This window comes from Pseudomonas sp. IT-P44 (genome assembly GCF_949768225.1).
Taxonomy (GTDB): Bacteria; Pseudomonadota; Gammaproteobacteria; order Pseudomonadales; family Pseudomonadaceae; genus Aquipseudomonas; species Aquipseudomonas migulae.
This window is the reverse complement of the sequence record NZ_CATKQM010000023.1, coordinates 39793-61335: the sequence shown is the minus strand read 5'-3', so window position 1 is coordinate 61335 and position 21543 is coordinate 39793. Positions and strand designations below refer to the sequence as shown.

General features: G+C 60.3%; 23 protein-coding genes. 2 read left to right on the top strand and 21 right to left on the bottom strand.

The genetic code is table 11. The annotated features are described in order from the left end of the window. Window positions 1-3 precede the first annotated feature (3 nt). The 5 genes from ccmE to ccmA form a co-directional block, all read right to left on the bottom strand. On the bottom strand, window positions 4-459 hold the full coding sequence (gene ccmE / locus ACM6IO_RS13375; protein WP_008026817.1) for a cytochrome c maturation protein CcmE: 456 nt from the start codon (window positions 457-459) through the stop codon (window positions 4-6). Next, entirely contained in the window at window positions 456-632 is a 177-nt protein-coding gene (ccmD, locus tag ACM6IO_RS13370) for a heme exporter protein CcmD (RefSeq protein WP_008026820.1), read from the bottom strand. The genes ccmE and ccmD overlap by 4 nt, the downstream gene beginning before the upstream one ends. Then, entirely contained in the window at window positions 629-1384 is a 756-nt protein-coding gene (locus ACM6IO_RS13365) for a heme ABC transporter permease (RefSeq protein WP_008026821.1), read from the bottom strand. The genes ccmD and ACM6IO_RS13365 overlap by 4 nt, the downstream gene beginning before the upstream one ends. Window positions 1385-1462: 78 nt before the next feature. Beyond that, window positions 1463-2131, bottom strand: coding sequence for a heme exporter protein CcmB (gene ccmB / locus ACM6IO_RS13360; protein WP_008026823.1), 669 nt, complete (start codon window positions 2129-2131; stop codon window positions 1463-1465). Continuing rightward, on the bottom strand, window positions 2128-2763 hold the full coding sequence (gene ccmA / locus ACM6IO_RS13355; protein WP_008026825.1) for a cytochrome c biogenesis heme-transporting ATPase CcmA: 636 nt from the start codon (window positions 2761-2763) through the stop codon (window positions 2128-2130). Before ccmA ends, ccmB begins: the two co-directional genes overlap by 4 nt. Before the next feature lie 196 nt (window positions 2764-2959). On the opposite strand from ccmA, the gene ACM6IO_RS13350 reads away from it, so the two are divergent. Then, on the top strand, window positions 2960-4534 hold the full coding sequence (locus ACM6IO_RS13350; RefSeq protein ID WP_223436141.1) for a flagellar hook-length control protein FliK: 1575 nt from the start codon (window positions 2960-2962) through the stop codon (window positions 4532-4534). Then, complete coding sequence (locus tag ACM6IO_RS13345; protein WP_414911613.1) at window positions 4531-4860, top strand: EscU/YscU/HrcU family type III secretion system export apparatus switch protein; 330 nt, start codon at window positions 4531-4533, stop codon at window positions 4858-4860. The genes ACM6IO_RS13350 and ACM6IO_RS13345 overlap by 4 nt, the downstream gene beginning before the upstream one ends. 117 nt (window positions 4861-4977) lie before the next feature. Here ACM6IO_RS13345 and ACM6IO_RS13340 read toward each other — a convergent pair whose 3' ends face one another. From ACM6IO_RS13340 to fliR, 16 genes are all read right to left on the bottom strand, one after another. Beyond that, window positions 4978-5370: a DUF2802 domain-containing protein gene (locus ACM6IO_RS13340; RefSeq protein ID WP_008039837.1), complete on the bottom strand. Its 393-nt coding sequence runs from the start codon at window positions 5368-5370 to the stop codon at window positions 4978-4980. Next, on the bottom strand, window positions 5371-5856 hold the full coding sequence (locus ACM6IO_RS13335; RefSeq protein WP_008024622.1) for a chemotaxis protein CheW: 486 nt from the start codon (window positions 5854-5856) through the stop codon (window positions 5371-5373). A 74-nt stretch (window positions 5857-5930) separates the two neighbouring features. Then, entirely contained in the window at window positions 5931-6869 is a 939-nt protein-coding gene (locus tag ACM6IO_RS13330; RefSeq protein WP_414911612.1) for a chemotaxis protein CheW, read from the bottom strand. Window position 6870: 1 nt separating this feature from the next. Next, on the bottom strand, window positions 6871-7659 hold the full coding sequence (locus ACM6IO_RS13325; RefSeq protein ID WP_008039835.1) for a ParA family protein: 789 nt from the start codon (window positions 7657-7659) through the stop codon (window positions 6871-6873). A 39-nt stretch (window positions 7660-7698) separates the two neighbouring features. After that, on the bottom strand, window positions 7699-8589 hold the full coding sequence (motD, locus tag ACM6IO_RS13320; RefSeq protein ID WP_008024618.1) for a flagellar motor protein MotD: 891 nt from the start codon (window positions 8587-8589) through the stop codon (window positions 7699-7701). Window positions 8590-8604: 15 nt separating this feature from the next. Next, entirely contained in the window at window positions 8605-9345 is a 741-nt protein-coding gene (locus ACM6IO_RS13315; RefSeq protein WP_008039834.1) for a flagellar motor protein, read from the bottom strand. Then, the gene (locus ACM6IO_RS13310; protein ID WP_008024614.1) at window positions 9345-10475 is read right to left on the bottom strand and encodes a protein-glutamate methylesterase/protein-glutamine glutaminase; all 1131 of its coding nucleotides are present in this window, start codon (window positions 10473-10475) and stop codon (window positions 9345-9347) included. Before ACM6IO_RS13310 ends, ACM6IO_RS13315 begins: the two co-directional genes overlap by 1 nt. Window positions 10476-10525: 50 nt before the next feature. Beyond that, window positions 10526-12796 (bottom strand): chemotaxis protein CheA, encoded by a 2271-nt coding sequence (locus ACM6IO_RS13305; protein ID WP_414911611.1) that lies wholly within the window; start codon window positions 12794-12796, stop codon window positions 10526-10528. A 55-nt stretch (window positions 12797-12851) separates the two neighbouring features. Then, window positions 12852-13640, bottom strand: a complete 789-nt coding sequence (locus ACM6IO_RS13300) for a protein phosphatase CheZ (RefSeq protein ID WP_008039817.1) — start codon at window positions 13638-13640, stop codon at window positions 12852-12854. A 22-nt stretch (window positions 13641-13662) separates the two neighbouring features. Continuing rightward, window positions 13663-14034: a chemotaxis response regulator CheY gene (locus ACM6IO_RS13295; protein ID WP_008006721.1), complete on the bottom strand. Its 372-nt coding sequence runs from the start codon at window positions 14032-14034 to the stop codon at window positions 13663-13665. Window positions 14035-14201: 167 nt separating this feature from the next. Beyond that, window positions 14202-14942 (bottom strand): RNA polymerase sigma factor FliA, encoded by a 741-nt coding sequence (gene fliA, locus ACM6IO_RS13290; protein WP_007894214.1) that lies wholly within the window; start codon window positions 14940-14942, stop codon window positions 14202-14204. Next, window positions 14939-15769: a flagellar synthesis regulator FleN gene (gene fleN, locus ACM6IO_RS13285; RefSeq protein WP_008001746.1), complete on the bottom strand. Its 831-nt coding sequence runs from the start codon at window positions 15767-15769 to the stop codon at window positions 14939-14941. The genes fliA and fleN overlap by 4 nt, the downstream gene beginning before the upstream one ends. Window positions 15770-15885: 116 nt before the next feature. Beyond that, window positions 15886-17214: a flagellar biosynthesis protein FlhF gene (flhF, locus tag ACM6IO_RS13280; protein ID WP_008024604.1), complete on the bottom strand. Its 1329-nt coding sequence runs from the start codon at window positions 17212-17214 to the stop codon at window positions 15886-15888. Window positions 17215-17225: 11 nt separating this feature from the next. Beyond that, window positions 17226-19355: a flagellar biosynthesis protein FlhA gene (gene flhA, locus ACM6IO_RS13275; protein WP_008039816.1), complete on the bottom strand. Its 2130-nt coding sequence runs from the start codon at window positions 19353-19355 to the stop codon at window positions 17226-17228. Between the two features lie 257 nt (window positions 19356-19612). Beyond that, a complete protein-coding gene (gene flhB / locus ACM6IO_RS13270; RefSeq protein ID WP_414911610.1) occupies window positions 19613-20752 on the bottom strand; it encodes a flagellar biosynthesis protein FlhB in 1140 nt (379 codons plus the stop codon). Window positions 20753-20755: 3 nt separating this feature from the next. After that, window positions 20756-21541 carry a flagellar biosynthetic protein FliR gene (gene fliR / locus ACM6IO_RS13265; protein ID WP_008039814.1) on the bottom strand — a complete coding sequence of 262 codons (786 nt, stop codon included), beginning with the start codon at window positions 21539-21541 and terminating at the stop codon, window positions 20756-20758. Window positions 21542-21543: the final 2 nt, after the last annotated feature.

Below are 21543 nucleotides of genomic sequence, written 5' to 3'. Positions count from 1 at the left end.
CGATCAACCCTCCTTCGCGGGCGTTGGAGCAGATTGACCACTGTCTTTCAAAGCCTTGGTCACTTCCGGCGGCATGTATTTCTCATCGTGCTTGGCCAGCACTTCGTCAGCCACCACCACGCCATCGGCGTTCAATTTGCCCAGCGCAACGATGCCCTGCCCTTCGCGGAACAGGTCCGGGAGGATGCCGCGGTAACTGATGGTCACGGACTTGTTGAAGTCGGTGACGATGAATTTCACGTCCAGCGAATCGCCGGAGCGTTGCAGCGACCCCTTCTCGACCATGCCGCCCGCACGGATACGCGTGTCTTGCGGCGCTTCGCCGTTGGCGATTTGCGTCGGGGTGTAAAACAGATTGATGTTCTGCTGCAGGGCGCTCAGGGCCAGACCGACGGCAGCGCCGACACCGACCAGGATCGCGAGAATGATGATAAGACGCTTTTTGCGCAGCGGATTCACTTGCCGTTCTCCCGGCGCAGACGACGCGCCTCTTGTTGCAGATACCGCTTGCGGGCCAGGATCGGCGCCGCCACGTTGAGGGCCAGCACTGCCAGGCTGATGCCGTAGGCTGACCAGACATACAGGCCGTGATGGCCCATGGCGAGGAAGTCGCCGAATGAAGCAAAAGTCATCGAGCGGCCTCCAGGCTGTTCTGCACTTCGGCTTTCACCCAACTGGCGCGGGCCTCGCGTTTGAGCACTTCAAGGCGCATGCGCAGCAGTAAAACCGCGCCGAAGAAACAGTAGAAACCCAGCACCGTCAGCAGCAATGGCAGCCACATTTCGACCGGCATCGCCGGTTTTTCTGTGAGGGTGAATGTCGCGCCCTGGTGCAGGGTGTTCCACCACTCCACCGAGTATTTGATGATCGGGATGTTGATCACGCCGACAATCGCCAGCACCGCGCAGGCCTTGGCCGCGCTGTCACGATTGCTGATGGCGTTGCCCAGCGCAATGAGACCGAAGTACAGAAACAGCAGAATCAGCATGGACGTAAGTCGTGCATCCCAGACCCACCACGAACCCCAGGTCGGTTTGCCCCAGATCGCCCCGGTGACCAGCGCCACGGCGGTCATCCAGGCACCGATGGGCGCCGCGCATTGCAGGGCGACGTCGGCCAGTTTCATTTTCCACACCAGCCCGACGATGCCGCACACCGCCAGCATCACGTAGACCGACTGCGCCAGCATGGCGGCGGGAACGTGGATATAGATGATGCGAAAGCTGTTGCCTTGCTGGTAGTCCGGCGGCGCGAAGGCCAGGCCCCAAACGACACCAATGCTGATCAGCAGCAACGCTCCGATGCTCAGCCACGGCAGCAGTTTGCCGCTGATGCCATAAAACCATTTGGGTGAGCCGAGCTTATGAAACCAGGTCCAGTTCATTACTGTTTCCATCACGGTTGCTGCTCGCCATCACGAGCAGCCTAGGGTCTTTACTGGTTAAAATTTAACCAGACCTCATTATTCGCCGACGCTGATCTTCAGGCCAGCAGCTATTGCAAAAGGTGTCAGGGTTATCGCCAGGGCGGTCAGGCTACCAAGCCACAGGAGATAACCGATCGCCGGCATGCCCTGCAATGCCGCCTGCAAGGCGCCACTGCCGAGAATCAACACCGGGATGTACAACGGCAGAATCAGCAGCGCCAGCAACAAGCCGCCCCGCTTCAAGCCTACCGTCAGGGCCGCGCCCACCGCACCGAGCAGGCTCAGCACCGGTGTACCCAGCAACAGGGAAAGCAGCAACACGGGCAGACAGGCGGTGGGTAAACCGAGCATCAACGCCAGCAGTGGAGCGAGCAAAACCAGTGCCAGACCAGAGAAGGCCCAGTGTGCCAGTACCTTGGCCAAAACCAGAAGAGGCAGGGGGTGCGGCGAAAGGACCCACTGTTCAAGGGAACCGTCTTCGAAATCACTGCGGAAAAGCCCGTCCAGCGAGAGCAAAACCGATAAAAGGGCTGCCACCCAGACCAGTCCCGGAGACAAGGTTTGCAACAATTGAGACTCGGGACCGACCGCCAACGGGAACAGCGAAACCACGATCGCGAAGAACACCAACGGATTGGCCAATTCCGCCGGACGGCGGAACAACAAGCGAGCCTCACGGGCGACCAACAGGCCGAAAACACTCATACGGCCCAATTCCCCAGATCAATGTCGCGATAGCCGGTCGGCATTCGACTCAGCGTGTGGTGCGTGGTCAGTACCACCATGCCGCCGCGCTCACAGTGCGCGGCCAGGTGTTCTTCGAGTTGCGCCACGCCTTGCTTGTCGAGCGCAGTGAACGGCTCGTCGAGGATCCACAGCGGCGGGCTGTCCAGATACAACCGTGCCAGGGCCACGCGGCGTTGCTGACCGGCGGACAGGGTGTGGCACGGAACATCTTCGAAACCGCGCAGTCCGACAGCAGCAAGCGCTGCCCAAATGGCTTCATGGGAGGCCGGTTGATGCAGCGCGCAGAGCCAGCTGAGGTTTTCTTCGGGGGTCAGCAGATCCTTGATGCCCGCGGCATGACCGATCCACAGCAGATTGCGCGCCAGTTCGCTGCGTTGTTCGTTCAGCGGCTGGCCATTGAGCAGCACTTGACCGGCGGTCGGTTGCATCAGGCCCGAAAGCAAACGCAAAAGGCTGGTTTTGCCACTGCCGTTGGGGCCGCTGATTTGCAACATTTCGCCACTGGCCAGTCTCAATTCGAGATTTTCGAAGAGCAGTCGAAGGTCTCGCTCACAAGCAAGGGCAACGGTTTGCAGGACAGGACTGGTCAAGAGATCACGGGCCTTTACGGTTCAAGTCGGCGGCGGAACGGCCGCTAAAGAGATGCAGCATAGATGCATTGGCGGCCTGTTCTAGAGAGCTGCGTCAAACAAATGCAATGTTTTCGCCACTCTGTGAAAGACGGGCGGCATTATACATGCCATGCCCCACTCTAAAGAGGGCAATTTCCTCAGGTTGTGACCGCGTATGACAGGCGAAATGAACATCCTCCCGCTACCACCGACCACGCCCGCGACGTCGCGACCGCAGGTGGTGAGTGGCGAACTGCTCAAGCTGCTGACGCCGATGGAGGGCCTGATTACCGTCGGGCAGACCGCCAAAGCCGAAGTGCTGTCGCTGAAGCAGGCGGATCAGTCCTTTCAACTGCTGCTCAAGGTCACCCTTGAAAGCGGCCGTCAGACCACGGTTCAGGCCACCAGCAGCCAACCGCTGCCACAGGGCACGAACCTGGCAATTACCCAGCCATCGGCCGGCAACCTCGCCGTGACGGTGCAACAAGCCATTGCCTCCAGCGTCGCCACCCTCACCCGCATCGATACCACACAACTGCCGGTGGGCACCCTGCTGCAAGGCAAAGTGCTGACCTCCCAGGTGCTGCCGCAAGTGCCGGGCCAGCCGACGGTGTTTCGTTCAATGGTGAGCCTGCTCAACACGGCGCTGAGCGGCAGCACCCTGAACATCGACAGCCCGACGCCGCTGCGCATCGGCACCTTGCTGAGCGCGCTGGTGCAAGACACCCAGACCCTGAAATTCGTCCCGCTGAGCAGCCGCCAGGAACAACTGGCAGTCACTCAACAACTGGTCAGCCAACAGAGCCGCCAGGGCTCGCTGGACGGATTACTGAAACTGCTGCAAAACCTGCCAGCCTCGAATCAGACGTCCAGCGACCTGCGTGTCGCCGTGGACAAGTTGCTCGCCGGCCTGCCGGACGTGCAGCAACTCAGCACGCCAAAAGGCCTGGCCCAGGCGCTGGCCAATAGCGGGCTGTTTCTTGAAGCGAAACTGCTCGCCGGGACGAATCCGACGCTGGCACCGGACATGAAAGGTGATTTGCTGAAGTTGATCGCGCAACTGACACCGGGGTTGCCGGCCAACACCAATCTCAATGCGATCATCGCTGCCAACACGCTGGCCCAGACCATGCCTAGCTTTGTGCGTAGTGCCCTGGGCATGCTCGGCCAGGTTAGTGCCAAACCGCAGCCGACCAGTTTTCCTTTGCCTGAGCGCTTCCTGCAGAGCGCGGACGGCGAAGGTGATCTGGAGCACTTGCTGCGCCTGGCGGCAGCGGCGGTTTCACGCCTGCAAAGCCATCAACTGTCGAGCTTGGAGCAAACCGGCGTCACAGACGACGGTCGGCTGATGAGCACCTGGCAGCTGGAAATCCCGATGCGCAATATGCAGGACATCGTGCCGTTGCAGGTCAAGTTCCAGCGCGAGGAAGCACCGGAGAAAGAACAACCCAATGAACGCCGTGACGAACGCGAGCCCAAGCAACAACTGTGGCGCGTCGAGTTGGCGTTCGACATGGAGCCGTTGGGGCCGCTGCAGATTCAGGCGCAGTTGATCAACGGCAGTCTGTCCAGCCAGCTGTGGGCCGAGCGGCCGTACACCGCGAGTCTGATCGAGAGCAATCTTGTCGGGCTGCGCGAACGCTTGCTGGCATCTGGCCTGAATGTCGGCGATCTCGATTGCCACCTTGGCACACCGCCGCAAGGTCCTCAAACCCGTCTGGAACAACGCTGGGTCGACGAAACCGCATGAGAAATCCCGATACTCCACGCCAGGCCATCGCCCTCAAATACGACGGCACCCACGCCCCTACCCTCACGGCCAAGGGCGACGAAGAACTGGCGGAAGAAATCCTCAAGATTGCCCGCGATTATGAAGTACCGATCTACGAAAATGCCGAGCTGGTGAAATTGCTCGCGAGGATGGAGCTTGGGGACAGTATTCCGGAGGAGTTGTATCGCACGATCGCCGAGATCATTGCGTTTTCCTGGAATTTGAAAGGCAAGTTTCCGGCAGGGCATGACCCGAGTGCGCCGATGATCGAGAAGGACATCACCGATCGCGGGGATGATTACTGAGGTTTTGAAGACGCCAATCGCGAGCAGGCTCGCTCCCACAATGGATTGGCGGCGTTCACACATTTTGTGTCCGTCACCGGTCCCCTGTGGGAGCGAGCCTGCTCGCGATTGGCTATGTCAGTTCTTGTGCAGCTTGCTCATCAACTCCGCCTCAGCCTGGGTCAAGCCGCAGGACTGAGTCAGTTCATCGACGCTCGCGCCCATTCCGACCAGGCGTGCTGCCTGGGCAAACGACAGGCTCGACGGGTCGCGCTGTTCAAGCTGAGCCAGCTTGTCCGGCAACGGCCCGACCACCGCGCGCAGCTCGTGCAGGTCTTCACCCATGCGCACGCTGCCGTTCTGGTAGTTGTCAACGCGTTTGCCCAGGTCCTTGATGCGCTGATCGCGCAGCGCATCGCCCTCGGCCTGTTGCGCAGCGATCCGCCGCTGACCGCGAATGTACGCCAGAAACATTGCCAGCGTGCCTGCCCAGAAGAGGAACAGGACAATGACCGCAACCTCAAGAATCAATCAGATACTCTCCAGTTCCGACCATTCTTCTTCGCTCATCATCTTGTCCAGCTCGACCAGGATCAGCAATTCGTTGTTCTTGTTGCACACGCCTTGAATGAACTTGGCGGACTCTTCGTTACCCACGTTCGGCGCGGTTTCGATTTCCGACTGACGCAGGTAAACCACTTCAGCCACGCTGTCGACCATGATCCCGACCACTTGCTTGTCGGCTTCGATGATGACGATCCGGGTGTTGTCGCTGATCTCGGCATTCATCAGGCCGAAGCGCTGACGGGTGTCGATTACGGTCACCACATTGCCGCGCAGGTTGATGATGCCCAGCACGTAGCTCGGGGCACCCGGGACCGGGGCGATTTCGGTGTAACGCAGGACTTCCTGAACGCGCATCACGTTGATGCCGTAGGTTTCATTGTCCAGCTTGAAGGTTACCCATTGCAGGATCGGATCTTCGGAACCTTTTGCAGACGACGCCTTATCATTCATACCCTGACCCCTCGAAAAACCGCCCTAGCGGTGTGTGTTCAGTGCGATGGCAAGTCACTTGCCCCGCGTGTTTTTTATGTCGGTTTGTGAGACGGCTTGCCGCCGCCCATGTGCTTCGCCCCACCGCTGGCGATCAGCTCGGCCAGTTCGGAAACGTCGAGCAACGCACACATGTGTTCAATCACCGTGCCCGCCAGCCATGGCCGTTGACCACGGTGGGTGCGCCATTTGATTTCGTTCGGGTCCAGGCGCAACGAGCGGCTGACCTGATGCACTGCCAGCCCCCACTCGTAGCCCTGAACCGAAATAACGTATTGCAGGCCCTGACGGAAGTCATCGCGATAGCGGTCTGGCATGACCCAACGGGCGGTATCGAGCACTTTCAGGTTGCCGGCCTGGCTCGGCAGAATCCCGAGGAACCATTCCGGCTGACCGAACAGCGGTGTCAGTTCCTGACCGGCCAGGGAATAAATCGAGCCCAGGCACACCAGCGGCACCGCCAGGGTCAACCCGGCGACATCGAACAACAGGCATTCGAACGGCTCGGCGGCCCACGCAGGGCGGCCGTTGGTTTCCACTGGCGGCGGCGTGTTGCTCGGCGGCAGATGGACTTCGACGATCGGCGGCACGAGCGCTTGCAACTGCGGTGCTGTCGGCGGCACCAACTCTTGCAGCAGCGGTGCGGTCGGCGGAACCAGCGCTTGCAGCAGCGGTGCGATGGTCGATACCGGCGCCAGAGCCGGCGCTTCCATCAGCGCCACCGGGGCTTTCACCACAGGTGCGGTGACCGGCGCGGCAACGGCTGGCGGTTTCTCGGCCGGCTTCTGCGCATCGCGCGCCTGCTCTTCAAGCACCGCGGCCTGGAATTCGTCCAGCGCCGCTTCAACCTCGACCACCTCGGGAATCGCTTCGACTTCCGGCGGCAACTCTTCGGTTGCGTCCATCAACAAGCTGTCCAGATAGGACTGGAGCGCAAGTTGCGGACGGGAAGTGATTTTTACCGGGCGATTCATCTCACGCCACCTGCGCAACGGATTGTTGCGTCAGCAAGTGCTTGAGCAGCGCGCGATAGGCCAGCACGCCGCGGCTCTTGCCGTCGAATTGCGAAGGCGTCACGCCGGCACGGCTGGCGTCGCGCAAACGCGTATCGACCGGGATGTAGCCTTGCCAGATTTCTTCCGGATACTTGTCGCGCAACACCCGCAAGGTCCCGAGCGACGCTTGCGTGCGCCGGTCGAACAGGGTCGGCACGATGTTGAATGCCAATGGCTGCTTACGCGAACGGTTGATCATCGCCAGCGTGTTGACCATGCGCTCCAGGCCTTTGACCGCCAGGTGCTCGGTCTGCACCGGAATCACCAATTGCTGACTGGCCGCCAAGGCATTGACCATCAGCACGCCGAGCAACGGCGGGCTGTCGATCACCGCGTAATCGAAGTCCTGCCACAATTGCGCCAGGCTCTTGGCAATCACCAGGCCCAAACCACTCTGCCCCGGCGACTGGCGCTCAAGCGTCGCCAGCGCGGTGCTCGACGGCAACAGGGAAATACTCGCGTGACTGGTGGGCAACAGCAACTGACCGGGCAAGCCTTGCGGCACGCTGCCCCGGTGCAGGAACAGGTCGTAGCTGCTGTGTTCCAGGCTGTCGGGGTCGTAACCGAAGTAGCTGGTCATCGAGCCGTGGGGATCGAGATCGACCACGACCACGCGCTTGCCCGCCTCAGCCAGCAACCCGGCTAAAGCGATAGAGGAAGTGGTTTTACCAACACCACCCTTTTGATTGGCAACGGCCCAGACTCTCATTCGGATTGTTCCTCCCGGTCGATTCGACCGGGAAATAGCTCAACGTGTTAATGCGGGTGACGGAGAATTGACGGCGCTCTCTCGTCCCGGCGACTTGACTGGTGCAGGTGCAGTTTGTGTGCCAGCACGCTTCAACGCGGCATCCGGTTGCGCATGAGCGGTTCCGGTGCCTGTGAGGCTGCGACGGACATCAAGATTTCGTGACACCACCAACACCACACGACGGTTGCGCGCACGGCCTTCGGCGGTCGCGTTGTTGGCCACCGGCTGGAATTCGCCGTAACCCACCGACGCCAAACGACCAGGATTTACCCCCTGCATCGCCAGCATCCGCACGATGCTCGCCGAACGGGCCGAGGACAGCTCCCAGTTGGTCGGGTATTGCGCGGTGCGGATCGGTTGATCGTCGGTGAAACCTTCGACGTGAATCGGGTTGTCGAACGGCCTCAGGATCACTGCGACCTTATCGATGATGTTGAACGCCATGTCGCTGGGCATGGCATCGCCGCTGCCGAACAACAGGCTGGAATTGAGTTCGATCTCGACCCACAGCTCGTTGCCGCGAACGGTCATCTGGTTGGAGCTGATCAAGTCGCCGAATGCGGCGCTGATGTCATCGGCAATGCTTTTCAGCGGGTCGCTGGCACCGGCGATGCCGGCGTCGACCTGTTCGCTGTCCTTGACCAGCGGCTTGGCCGGGGTCACGGTTTTCGGACGCTCTTCACCGATGGGGATCGGCTGGAGCGAACGATCCGAATCGGTGAACACGCCGATCAACGCTTGCGAGATGATCTTGTACTTGCCTTCGTTGATCGAAGAGATCGAGTACATCACCACGAAAAAGGCGAACAGCAACGTAATGAAGTCGGCATAGGAAACGAGCCAGCGTTCATGGTTTACATGTTCTTCAGGTTGTCGACGGCGTGCCATAGTCCATGTCTCCCATCAATCCATGAAGCCCTGAAGCTTCAACTCAATAGAGCGAGGGTTTTCACCTTCGGCGATCGACAGGATGCCTTCCAGCAACATTTCGCGATAACGCGACTGACGCATTGCAACGGATTTGAGTTTGGCGGCAATCGGCAACAGCACCAGGTTGGCACTGGCGACGCCGTAGATGGTGGCGACGAAGGCCACGGCGATGCCGCTGCCCAATTGCGACGGATCGGCCAGGTTGCCCATGACATGGATCAGGCCCATCACCGCACCGATGATGCCGATGGTCGGCGCGTAGCCGCCCATGCTTTCGAAGACTTTGGCGGCTTCGATGTCGCGGCTTTCCTGGGTGTAGAAATCCACTTCCAGAATGCTGCGAATCGCCTCCGGCTCAGCGCCGTCCACCAACAGTTGCAGGCCTTTGCGCGAGTAGGCGTCAGGCTCGGCGTCGGCGATACCTTCCAGACCGAGCAGACCTTCCTTGCGGGCGGTCAGGCTCCAGTTCACCACGCGGTCAACACCGCCGGCCAGGTCCACGCGCGGCGGGAACAGGATCCAGCCAACAATCTGCATGGCGCGCTTGAACGCGCTCATCGGCGATTGCAGCAGCGCCGCGCCGACGGTCCCGCCGAGCACGATCAACGCTGCCGGACCGTTGGCCAGCGCGCCGAGATGGCCGCCTTCAAGGAAGTTGCCACCGATGATGGCGACGAACGCCATGATGATCCCGATAAGGCTGAGTACGTCCATCAGATGCACGCCTCGACCAGGTGCTTGCCAATGTCGTCGAGACCGTACACCGCATCGGCGAGTTCGGCTTTGACGATGGCCATCGGCATGCCGTAGATCACGCAGCTGGCTTCATCCTGAGCCCAGATCGAGCTGCCGCCCTGCTTGAGCAGGCGCGCGCCTTCACGACCGTCGGCGCCCATGCCGGTCAGTACCACCGCCAGAACTTTGTCACCGTAGGACTTGGCGGCCGAACCGAACGTGATGTCCACGCACGGCTTGTAGTTCAGACGCTCGTCGCCCGGCAGGATTTTCACCGCGCCACGGCCGTCGATCATCATTTGCTTGCCACCCGGCGCCAGCAGCGCCAGGCCCGGACGCAGGATGTCGCCATCCTCGGCTTCCTTGACGCTGATGCGGCAGAGCTTGTCCAGACGCTCGGCGAACGCCTTGGTGAAGGCGGCCGGCATGTGCTGGATCAACACGATCGGGGCCGGGAAATTGGCCGGCAACTGGGTCAGAACCCGTTGCAGGGCAACCGGGCCGCCCGTGGACGTACCGATGGCAACCAGTTTGTAGGCTTTGCGTTTCGGCGCTGGCGACGATGGGCTGGCTGCGAATGTGCGAGCCGGGATCGGTGCCGGTGCCGGACGAGCAGGTGCGCTGCTGCCATAACTGCCGATGCTGGAAGGCGCAGGTGTCGGCGCGGGTGCAGCGACCGGTGCCGGCGCGCTGTAGGCGCTGACACGACGGTTACTGCGCGAGATGCTGAGAATCTTCTCGCACAGCAGTTGCTTGACCTTCTCGGGATTGCGCGAGATGTCTTCGAAATTCTTCGGCAGGAAATCCACCGCGCCGGCGTCCAGCGCATCCAGGGTGACCCGAGCGCCTTCGTGCGTCAGCGAGGAGAACATCAACACCGGGGTCGGGCAGCGCTGCATGATGTGCCGCACTGCCGTGATGCCATCCATCATCGGCATCTCGTAGTCCATGGTGATCACGTCCGGCTTGAGGGCCAGGGCCTGATCGATCGCCTCTTTTCCGTTGGTCGCCGTACCGACGACCTGGATATTCGAATCCGCTGAAAGAATTTCCGAGACGCGGCGGCGGAAAAACCCCGAATCGTCCACCACCAGGACTTTGACTACCATAAACACTCCGTTAGGCGGGGGCGAGGCTTCGTCGCCCCGCTCCCCCAGAATCAAATACGCCGTGCGGCGTAACGCTTGAGCATGCTCGGAACATCGAGAATCAGCGCAATGCGACCGTCACCGGTGATGGTGGCGCCCGACATGCCCGGGGTTCCCTGGAGCATTTTGCCCAATGGCTTGATGACCACTTCTTCCTGGCCGACCAGTTGATCGACAACGAAGCCGATCCGCTGGGTGCCCACCGAAAGGATCACCACATGGCCTTCGCGCTGCTCTTCGTGAGCGGCGGAGCTGACCAGCCAGCGCTTGAGGTAGAACAGTGGCAGCGCCTTGTCCCGCACGATCACCACTTCCTGGCCGTCCACCACGTTGGTGGTCGACAGGTCGAGGTGGAAGATCTCGTTGACGTTCACCAGCGGGAACGCGAACGCCTGGTTGCCGAGCATGACCATCAGCGTCGGCATGATCGCCAGGGTCAACGGGACCTTGATGACGATCTTCGAGCCCTTGCCCTTGGTCGAGTAGATATTGATGGTGCCGTTGAGCTGGGCGATCTTGGTTTTCACCACGTCCATGCCCACGCCACGACCCGACACGTCGGAGATCTCGGTCTTGGTCGAGAAACCCGGTGCGAAGATCAGGTTGAAGCAGTCGGACTCGCTGAGGCGATCCGCCGCATCCTTGTCCATCAAACCTTTCTTCACCGCGATGCCGCGCAACACGTCGGCGTCCATGCCCTTGCCGTCATCGGAGATGGACAGCAGGATGTGGTCGCCTTCCTGTTCAGCGGACAAAATCACTTTGCCGCTGCGCGGTTTGCCCATCGCTTCGCGATCGGCCGGCTCTTCGATACCGTGGTCGACCGAGTTGCGCACCAAGTGGACCAGCGGGTCGGCCAGGGCCTCGACAAGGTTTTTGTCGAGGTCGGTTTCTTCGCCGACCAGTTCCAGGTTGATCTCTTTCTTGAGCTGGCGAGCCAGGTCGCGAACCAGACGCGGGAAGCGCCCGAAGACTTTCTTGATCGGTTGCATCCGGGTCTTCATGACAGCGGTCTGCAAGTCGGCCGTGACCACATCGAGGTTCGACACGGCTTTGGACATGGCTTCATCGGCGCTGTTGGCACCCAGGCGAACCAGGCGGTTACGCACCAGTACCAACTCGCCGACCATGTTCATGATTTCGTCGAGACGCGCGGTGTCGACCCGCACGGTGGTCTCGGCTTCGCTGGCCGGTTTTTCCGCAGGCGGCGCGGCCGCTGCACGGGCAGGCGCCGGTGCAGCAGCGGCGGCAGGTTTCGGTGCAGCGGCGGCAGCAGGCTTCGCTGCTTCGGCTTTTGGCTCGGGCGCCTTGGCGACAGGTGCCGGGGCCTTGGCGACGGGCGTAGCTACCGAAGAGGCGGCGGAACCGGTGCCGACTTCAGTGAACTTGCCTTTGCCATGCAATTCGTCGAGCAGCGATTCGAACTCGTGATCCGAGATCAGATCGCCGCCAGCCGCTGCTGCGGTTGGCGCAGCCGGGGTCGGTACCGAGGCAATGGCCGATTCCAGCGCATCGACCGCAAAGTTGCCCTTGCCGTGCAGCTGATCGAGCAGTGCTTCGAACTCGTCGTCGGTAATGTCGGAACTGTCACCTGGCGCTTTCGGCGCAGACGGTGCGGCAGGCGCAGCGGGTGCTGCCACTGCGTCGACGGCGAACTGGCCTTTGCCGTGCAACTGATCGAGCAACGACTCGAACTCGGCATCGGTGATTTCATCGCTGGTCGCGGCATCGCCGGCCGGCAGCGCAACAGCGGCCGGGGCCTCAGCCTGAGCCTTGACGGCGTTCAGCGAGTCCAGCAGTTGTTCGAATTCGTTATCGGTGATGTCGCCTGATTCGGCTTCGGCAGCCGGCTCTTCCACCACTTCAGCCACAGGTGCGGCTTGATCGGCGGTTTGCGGCTCGGCCAGACGGGCCAGGGCTGCAAGCAATTCAGGCGTGGCGGCCGTTATCGGGCCACGCTCGCGGACTTCGCTGAACATGCCGTTCACCGCGTCCAGCGCTTCGAGAACCACGTCCATCAATTCCGAATCGACGCGACGTTCACCCTTGCGCAGGATGTCAAACACGTTCTCGGCGATGTGACAGCACTCCACCAGCTCGTTGAGCTGGAGGAAGCCGGCGCCCCCTTTTACAGTGTGAAAACCGCGAAAAATTGCATTGAGCAAGTCCGCATCATCCGGTCGGCTTTCAAGCTCGACCAGCTGTTCGGACAGTTGCTCTAGAATCTCGCCGGCCTCAACCAGGAAATCCTGAAGGATCTCTTCATCGGCGCCGAAGCTCATTAAGGGGGTGCTCCTAAAGGTCTAAAAACCTAAAAAACCTAAAATGCTAAAAAATCTAAAATCCTAGGCTGGATAACAAATCGTCCACATCGTCCTGACCGGACACAACGTCTTCTCTTTTATCGGCATGAATCTGCGGACCTTCACCCTGAGAGAGATGTTTTTGCGGATCTTTTTCTGCAAGCATCGCTTCACGGTCATGTTCGATGCCCGCAAAGCGGTCCACCTGACTGGCCATAAGCACGAGCTTGAGCAGGTTGCTTTCAACTTCGGTGACCAATTGGGTCACACGCTTGATCACCTGACCGGTGAGGTCCTGGTAATCCTGAGCGAGCAGAATGTCGTTGAGGTTGCTCGACACCGCGCGGTTGTCCGCGCTGCTACGTGCCAGGAAACCATCGACACGCCGTGCCAGCTCACGAAACTCCTCAGCCCCGACTTCGCGACGCATGAACCGCCCCCAGTCCGTGCTCAGTGCCTGAGCTTCATCGCTCAGGCTGTTGACCAGCGGCGTGGAGTTTTCGACCAGATCCATGGTGCGGTTGGCTGCGGCCTCTGTCAGCTTGACAACGTAACCCAGACGCTCGGTGGCATCTGTGATCTGGGACACTTCCTCGGCTTGCGGCATGTGCGGGTCAATCTGAAAATTGACGATCGCACTGTGCAGCTCGCGGGTGAGCTTGCCCACTTCCTGATACAGGCCGCGGTCACGGGTCTGGTTGAGCTCATGGATCAGTTGCACAGCGTCGCCGAACTTGCCTTTCTCAAGGCTTTCGACCAGTTCGACCGCGTGTTTTTTCAGGGTCGATTCAAAATCGCCCTGTGAAGATTCGTTTTGGTCCATAGCTTCCCCGTGGCGCAGTTTCTCAACCGATGCGTTCGAAAATCTTCTCGATTTTTTCTTTCAACGCCTGGGCCGTGAAGGGTTTGACCACATAGCCGTTTACGCCGGCCTGGGCCGCTTCGATGATCTGCTCGCGCTTGGCTTCAGCGGTCACCATCAGCACTGGCAGGTGCTTGAGCTTTTCATCGGCGCGCACGTGGCGCAGCAGATCGATACCGGTCATGCCAGGCATGTTCCAGTCCGTTACCAGAAAGTCGATGCTTCCGCTGTTGAGAACCGGAATGGCAGTAATGCCATCGTCGGCCTCGACCGTGTTGGTGAACCCAAGGTCACGCAACAGGTTTTTTATGATCCGCCGCATCGTTGAGAAGTCATCAACGATGAGGATTTTCATGTTCTTGTCCAATTCGACCTCCAAGCAGTCTTAAACGCGCCCAGCACCTGGACGCGCCATTTCAATCAATCCGGCAAAGCACTCAATGACTGTCTGGAGCACAACAGATCGAGACCGGCGCAGTTCAACACCACACCAGCCAAGTTCGCAGTGTCCCCACACTGCCTTCAGCGCGCTCGCCACTCCCCCAAACGCCCCCGCAAACGGGCCGCGCACTGGCTGTGTAACTGGCTGACCCGAGATTCGCTGACCCCCAGAACCTCACCGATTTCCTTGAGATTCAACTCTTCGTCGTAGTACAGCGCCAACACCAGTCGCTCACGCTCCGGCAAATTGGCAATCGCGTCCGCCAGCGCTGCCTGGAAGCGTTCATCTTCCAGATCGCGCGACGGCTCGAGATGAGCACTCGCGCCATCCTCATGCAGCCCTTCGTGTTCGCCGTCCTGCAACAGGTCGTCGAAACTGAACAAGCGGCTGCCCAGGGTGTCGTTCAAAATCCCGTAGTAATCGTCGAGACTCAATTGGAGTTCGGCCGCAACTTCGTGATCTTTAGCGTCACGGCCGGTTTTAGCTTCAATCGAGCGAATTGCGTCGCTGACCATGCGGGTATTGCGGTGGACCGAACGTGGCGCCCAGTCCCCTTTGCGCACTTCATCAAGCATGGCGCCGCGGATCCGGATGCCCGCGTACGTCTCGAAACTCGCGCCTTTGCTGGCGTCATATTTGGTGGATACTTCAAGCAGGCCGATCATCCCGGCCTGGATCAGGTCTTCGACCTGGACACTGGCTGGCAGTCGCGCCAGCAGGTGGTAAGCAATGCGTTTGACCAGTGGCGCGTAACGCTCGATCAGCTCGTACTGCGCGTCACGCGCCGACTTCTTGTAGAGGTTGTAACCGCTGGCTGTCATAGCACGGGTCCTGCCGTTTGTTGCACGAGGCGCTCGACGAAAAACTCCAGGTGCCCGCGCGGGTTGGCAGGCAGCGGCCAGGTATCGACCTTTTGTGCGATGGCCTTGAAAGCCAGGGAGCACTTGGAACGAGGGAAGGCTTCATAGACCGCGCGCTGCTTCTGCACAGCCTTGCGCACGCTTTCGTCGTACGGCACCGCACCAACGTATTGTAAGGCGACGTCGAGGAAGCGGTCCGTGACCTTGGTCAACTTGGCGAACAGGTTGCGGCCTTCCTGCGGGCTCTGGGCCATGTTGGCCAGGACGCGGAAGCGGTTCATGCCGTAGTCGCGGTTGAGCAGTTTGATCAGGGCGTAGGCATCCGTGATCGAAGTCGGCTCGTCGCAGACCACCAGCAAGACTTCTTGCGCGGCGCGAACAAAACTGACTACCGAGTCACCAATACCCGCAGCGGTGTCGATCACGAGCACGTCGAGGTTGTCGCCGATATCGCTGAACGCCTGGATCAGGCCGGCATGCTGGGCCGGACTCAGATGAACCATGCTTTGTGTGCCGGACGCGGCCGGGACGATGCGGATGCCGCCTGGCCCCTGCAACAACACGTCGCGCAGCTCACAGCGGCCTTCGATGACGTCGGCCAGGGTACGTTTGGGTGTCAGTCCCAACAGGACGTCGACATTCGCCAGCCCCAGATCGGCGTCCAGCAGCATGACGCGCCGGCCGAGCTCAGCTAGAGCCAGGGACAAGTTCACTGACACATTAGTCTTCCCGACGCCACCTTTGCCGCCGGTCACCGCGATCACCTGTACGGGATGCATGCTGCCCATGTTATTTCTTTACCTTGTCTTGCATAGACGGAGGCCACATTACTGGCTGCGCGTTCATCAACTGAACAATGCATGGCAGACCATCGATGTAGGTACAAAAACTGTTCATTAATACCTCAGCCAACCTGCTTGGTCGGGCTGTGATAAATATCAGCGAACATGTCAGCCATGGCTTCTTCGCTGGGTTCTTCCTGCATTTGCACGCTAACGGCGCGACTGACCAACTGATGACGACGCGGCAGATGCAGATCATCCGGAATACGCGGTCCATCAGTCAGGTAAGCCACCGGCAATTCATGACTGATCGCCAGGCTCAACACCTCGCCCAAGCTTGCCGTCTCATCCAGTTTAGTCAGGATGCAGCCAGCCAGCCCGCAGCGCTTGTAACTGTGATAAGCGGCGGTTAGAACCTGTTTTTGGCTGGTGGTTGCCAGAACCAGATAATTTTTTGATTTGATGCCACGACCGGCCAGGCTTTCGAGCTGCATGCGCAATGCCGGATCGCTGGCCTGAAGGCCCGCGGTATCGATCAGCACCACGCGCTTGCGCAGCAAAGGATCCAGCGCCTGCACCAGGGACTGGCCCGGATCGACGTGCGTCACCGACACATTGAGGATCCGGCCGAGGGTCTTGAGTTGTTCCTGGGCACCGATGCGGTAGCTGTCCATGCTCACCAGCGCGATGTTCTGCGCGCCGTACTTGAGCACGTAACGGGCCGCGAGCTTGGCCAGGGTGGTGGTCTTGCCCATGCCGGCAGGGCCGACCATGGCAATCACGCCGCCCTCTTCCAGTGGCTCGACTTCCGGTGTGGCGATCATCCGCGCCAGGTGCGCCAGCAACATGCGCCAGGCCTGACGAGGTTCATCAATGTCGGTAATCAGTTCCAGCAGATCGCGGGACAACGGACCGGACAAACCGATGCGTTGCAGGCGACGCCAAAGGTTGGCCTGGGCCGGGCGGCTGCCTTGCAACTGATTCCAGGCCAGCGAACCGAGTTGTACTTCCATCAGTTCGCGCAGGCTGTTGAGTTCGAAACGCATCGAGTCGAAGGCACGCGGATCAACACCGGTCGCGGCAGGCGCGGGGGCCGGTGCCGGGCGACGAGGTTCAGCGTAGGTCGGCTCGATCAGCGGCTCGGCGGCAGTCAACGGCAGGCCGGCGAACAACTGGCGATTGGTGGACTTGTCGCTCTCGCCATCGCTGCGCAGGCTCAGTTCGGCCTGGGCGGTGACGATCCGCGACTGGGTCTTGCGCAGCTCATCCTCGAGTTCCATGTTCGGAACACGCGGGGCCAGCGCCGACAGTTTGTAATCCAGAGCGGCCGTCAGCTCGACACCACCGGCGATCCGGCGGTTGCCAATGATGGCGGCATCAGCGCCCAGCTCATCACGAACCAGCTTCATGGCCTGACGCATATCGGCGGCGAAAAAACGCTTAACTTGCATAAACCACTACCTCAGCCGTTGGGCCCTACTGTCGCAACGATGGTCACTTGCTTGTTGTCAGGGATTTCCTGGTAAGCCAACACATGCAAACCCGGGACTGCCAGTCGGCCGAATCGCGACAGCATCGCGCGAACCGGGCCGGCCACCAGCAGAATCACCGGCTGACCTTGCATTTCCTGACGCTGCGCCGCATCGATCAACGAGCGTTGCAGTTTTTCAGCCATGCTTGGCTCCAGCAGAACGCCCTCTTCCGAGCCTTGTCCTGCCTTCTGAAGACTATTGAGCAATATTTGTTCCAACCTTGGCTCCAAGGTGATAACTGGCAGCTCCGACTCAGTCCCCACAATGCTTTGGACGATTGCACGAGATACGCCGACGCGGACGGCGGCCACCAGCGCGGCAGTATCTTGACTCTTGGCGGCATTGTTCGCGATCGCTTCGGCGATGCTGCGAATGTCCCGCACGGGCACCTGTTCGGCCAGCAACGCCTGGAGCACCTTGAGTAGCTGCGACAACGAAACCACGCCCGGCACCAGCTCTTCCGCCAGTTTTGGCGAGCTTTTGGCCAGCAATTGCATGAGTTGCTGCACTTCTTCGTGGCCAATCAGCTCACTGGAGTGCTTGTACAGAATCTGGTTCAAATGGGTTGCCACTACCGTACTGGCATCGACCACGGTGTAACCGAGGGATTGTGCCTGTGCGCGTTGACTGACTTCGATCCAGACCGCCTCCAGCCCGAAAGCCGGATCTTTGGCGGTAATACCGTTGAGCGAACCGTAGACCTGACCAGGGTTGATCGCCAGCTCGCGGTCCGGATAAATCTCCGCTTCGGCCAGGATCACCCCCATCAGAGTGAGGCGATAGGCGCTCGGTGCGAGGTCGAGGTTGTCACGGATATGCACAGTCGGCATCAGGAAGCCCAGATCCTGGGACAGCTTTTTACGCACACCCTTGATCCGCGCCAGCAGCTGACCACCCTGATTGCGGTCCACCAGCGGAATCAGACGATAGCCGACTTCCAGGCCAATCATGTCGATCGGCGTCACATCGTCCCAGCCAAGCTCCTTGGTTTCCTGAGCGCGAGCCGGCGATGGCAGCAATTCCTGCTGACGCTTGACCTCTTGCAGGGCCTGAACCTTGACGATGTTCTGCTTCTTCCAGAACAGGTACGCGCCACCGGCCGCCAGGGCCGCCATGGTCAGAAAGGAAAAGTGCGGCATGCCGGGCACCAGGCCCATCACTGCCATCAGGCCCGCTGCCACGGCCAGCGCCTTGGGCGAGGCGAACATCTGGCGATTGATCTGTTTGCCCATGTCTTCCGAACCGGAAGCACGGGTCACCATGATCGCTGCAGCTGTAGATAACAACAGTGATGGCAATTGCGCCACCAAACCGTCACCGATGGTCAGCAACGCGTAAACCCTGCCCGCATCACCGAAGGTCATGCCGTGCTGGAAGATACCGACCGCCATGCCGCCGATCAGGTTGATGAACAGAATCAGCAAACCGGCGATGGCATCGCCACGCACGAACTTGCTGGCACCGTCCATGGAACCATAGAACTCGGCCTCCTGGGCCACTTCCATCCGGCGCATCTTGGCCTGGTTCTGATCGATCAGGCCGGCGTTCAGATCGGCGTCGATCGCCATTTGTTTGCCGGGCATCGCATCGAGGGTGAAACGTGCGCTCACCTCGGAAATCCGCCCGGCACCCTTGGTTACCACGACGAAGTTGATGATCATCAAAATCGCGAAGACCACGATACCGACCACGTAGTTACCGCCGATCACCACCTCACCGAACGCCTGGATCACCTTACCGGCGGCGGCGTGGCCGTCCTGCCCGTGAAGCATCACCACTCGCGTGGAGGCCACGTTCAGCGCCAGTCGCAACAACGTTGCCACCAGCAGAATGGTCGGGAACACCGCGAAATCCAGCGGCCGCAACGCGTAGACGCAGACCAGCAGCACGACGATCGACAGCGCGATGTTGAACGTGAAGAACACGTCCAGCAGGAACGGCGGCACTGGCAGCATCATCATGGCCAGCATGACCAGCAGCAACAACGGCACGCCCAGATTGCCCCGACTTAAGTCGGCAACGTTTGTGCGGGCACTGTTGAGTAACTGAGAGCGATCCACCGGTTTTCCCCGTTCCTTTAAAGCAAACTTTTGACGCCTGAAGCAGACGCAGGGCGGCTACTGCAAGAAGCCTTCCAACTTTTGCCGAGCGCTTGGAACAGAGGGGTTTATCAGGGGGATTTGTGCTGTTCGGGCTGACGCTTTCGCGGGCAAGCCACGCTCCTACAGGACGGATGGCACAGATGTTTTTGTGGTCGACGCAAAACCTGTAGGAGCGTGGCTTGCCCGCGAAGGCGTCGGCACGACTAGCGCAAAACTCAGGAATCGCGGCGCAGATCCGGTGGAATCGGCAAGTCATCCTTGAGCGGATCCGGCCGCTTGCCCTTGCCCGCGCGGTACTGTCGGATCTGGTAGACGTAAGCCAATACCTGAGCGACCGCCAGATAAAGCCCGCCAGGAATTTCCTGCTCCAGCTCCGTGGAGTAATAGATCGAACGCGCCAGGGCCGGAGACTCCAGCAGCAGCACCTCGTTGGCCACGGCGATTTCACGGATTTTCAGGGCCAGGAAATCACTGCCCTTGGCAATCAGCATCGGTGCCGAGCCCTTGTCCGGGTCGTATTTGAGCGCCACGGCATAGTGAGTCGGGTTGGTAATGACCACATCGGCCTCAGGAATGGCCGCCATCATCCGGCGCTGGGACATCTCGCGCTGCAACTGGCGAATGCGCTGCTTGACCTCCGGCCTCCCCTCCTGATCCTTGTGCTCGTCGCGCACTTCCTGCTTGGTCATCAGCAGCTTCTTGTGGCTTTCCCAGAGCTGCACCGGCACGTCGACGGCGGCGATGATGATCAAGCCGCACGCCATCCACAGGGTGCTCCAGCCGACCACTTGCAGGCTGTGAATGATCGCCATTTCCAACGGCTCGTGCGCAATGCGCATCAGGTCGTCGATGTCGGAATTCAACACCGCCAGCGCGACGAACAGCACAATGAAAAACTTCGCCAGGGCCTTGAGCAGTTCCACCAGCGCCTTGGCCGAGAACATCCGCTTCAGCCCCGCACCGGGGTTCATGCGACTGAATTTCGGCGCCATCGAGCCTGCCGCGAACAGCCAGCCGCCGAGGGAAATCGGGCCGAGAAATGCCGCCAGCAGCAAGGTGATCATCACCGGCTGAATCGCCAACAGGGCAATCTGCCCCGAGTGCAGCAGGAAGGTGCCCATGCTGCGCTGATCCAGAATCACTTCCCGCGACAGCGTGAAGTTCATGCGCATCAGCTCCATCATGTCCTGCGCCAAAGCCCCGCCAAAAATCAGCAGCGCACCGGCACCGGCAAGCATGATCGCCAAGGTGTTGAGCTCTTTGGAGCGAGCAATCTCGCCCTTGTCCCTGGAGTCCTTTTTACGTTTCTCCGTGGGGTCTTCTGTTTTGTCCTGACCGCTTTCGCTCTCAGCCATGACTCAGCGCGCCCGTGCCAGTTCGCGCAACCACTGCAAGGCCTCGGTAGCCAGCGGTTGGTACTGATTGATGATGTCCGCCAGCCCGACCCAGACAATGAACAGCCCGAGCACCAGGGTCAGCGGGAAGCCGATGGAAAAGATGTTCAGTTGCGGAGCGGCGCGGGTCATCACGCCAAACGCGATGTTGACCACCAGCAGCGCCGTGATCGCCGGCAGCACCAGCAACAATGCCGCACCCAGCACCCAACCGAGCTTGCCGGCCAGGTCCCAGAATTGCGAAACCATAAAGCCGCTACCGACCGGGAGCGTGGTGAAACTTTCAGTGAGAATTTCGAAGACCACCAAGTGGCCATTCATGGCCAGGAACAACAGCGTCACCAGCATGGTGAAAAACTGCCCGATCACCGCCACCGACACGCCGTTGGTGGGGTCGACCATCGACGCGAAGCCCATGCCCATCTGAATCGAAACGATCTGCCCGGCGACCACGAAGGCCTGGAAGAACAGTTGCAGGGCGAACCCCATCACCGCGCCAATGAGGATCTGCTCGGCAATCAGCAGCAGCCCGCTCAAGTCCAGTGCATTGACCGGCGGCATCGGCGGCAACCCGGGCGCAATCACGAGCGTGATCGCCAGGGCGAAATACAGACGCACCCGCTGGGGCACCAGGGTCGTACCGAAAACCGGCATGACCATCAGCAAGCCACCGATGCGAAACAGGGGCAACATGAACGTCGCCACCCAGGTGCTGATCTGGGTATCGGTCAGTTGCAGCAGTGACTGCATGG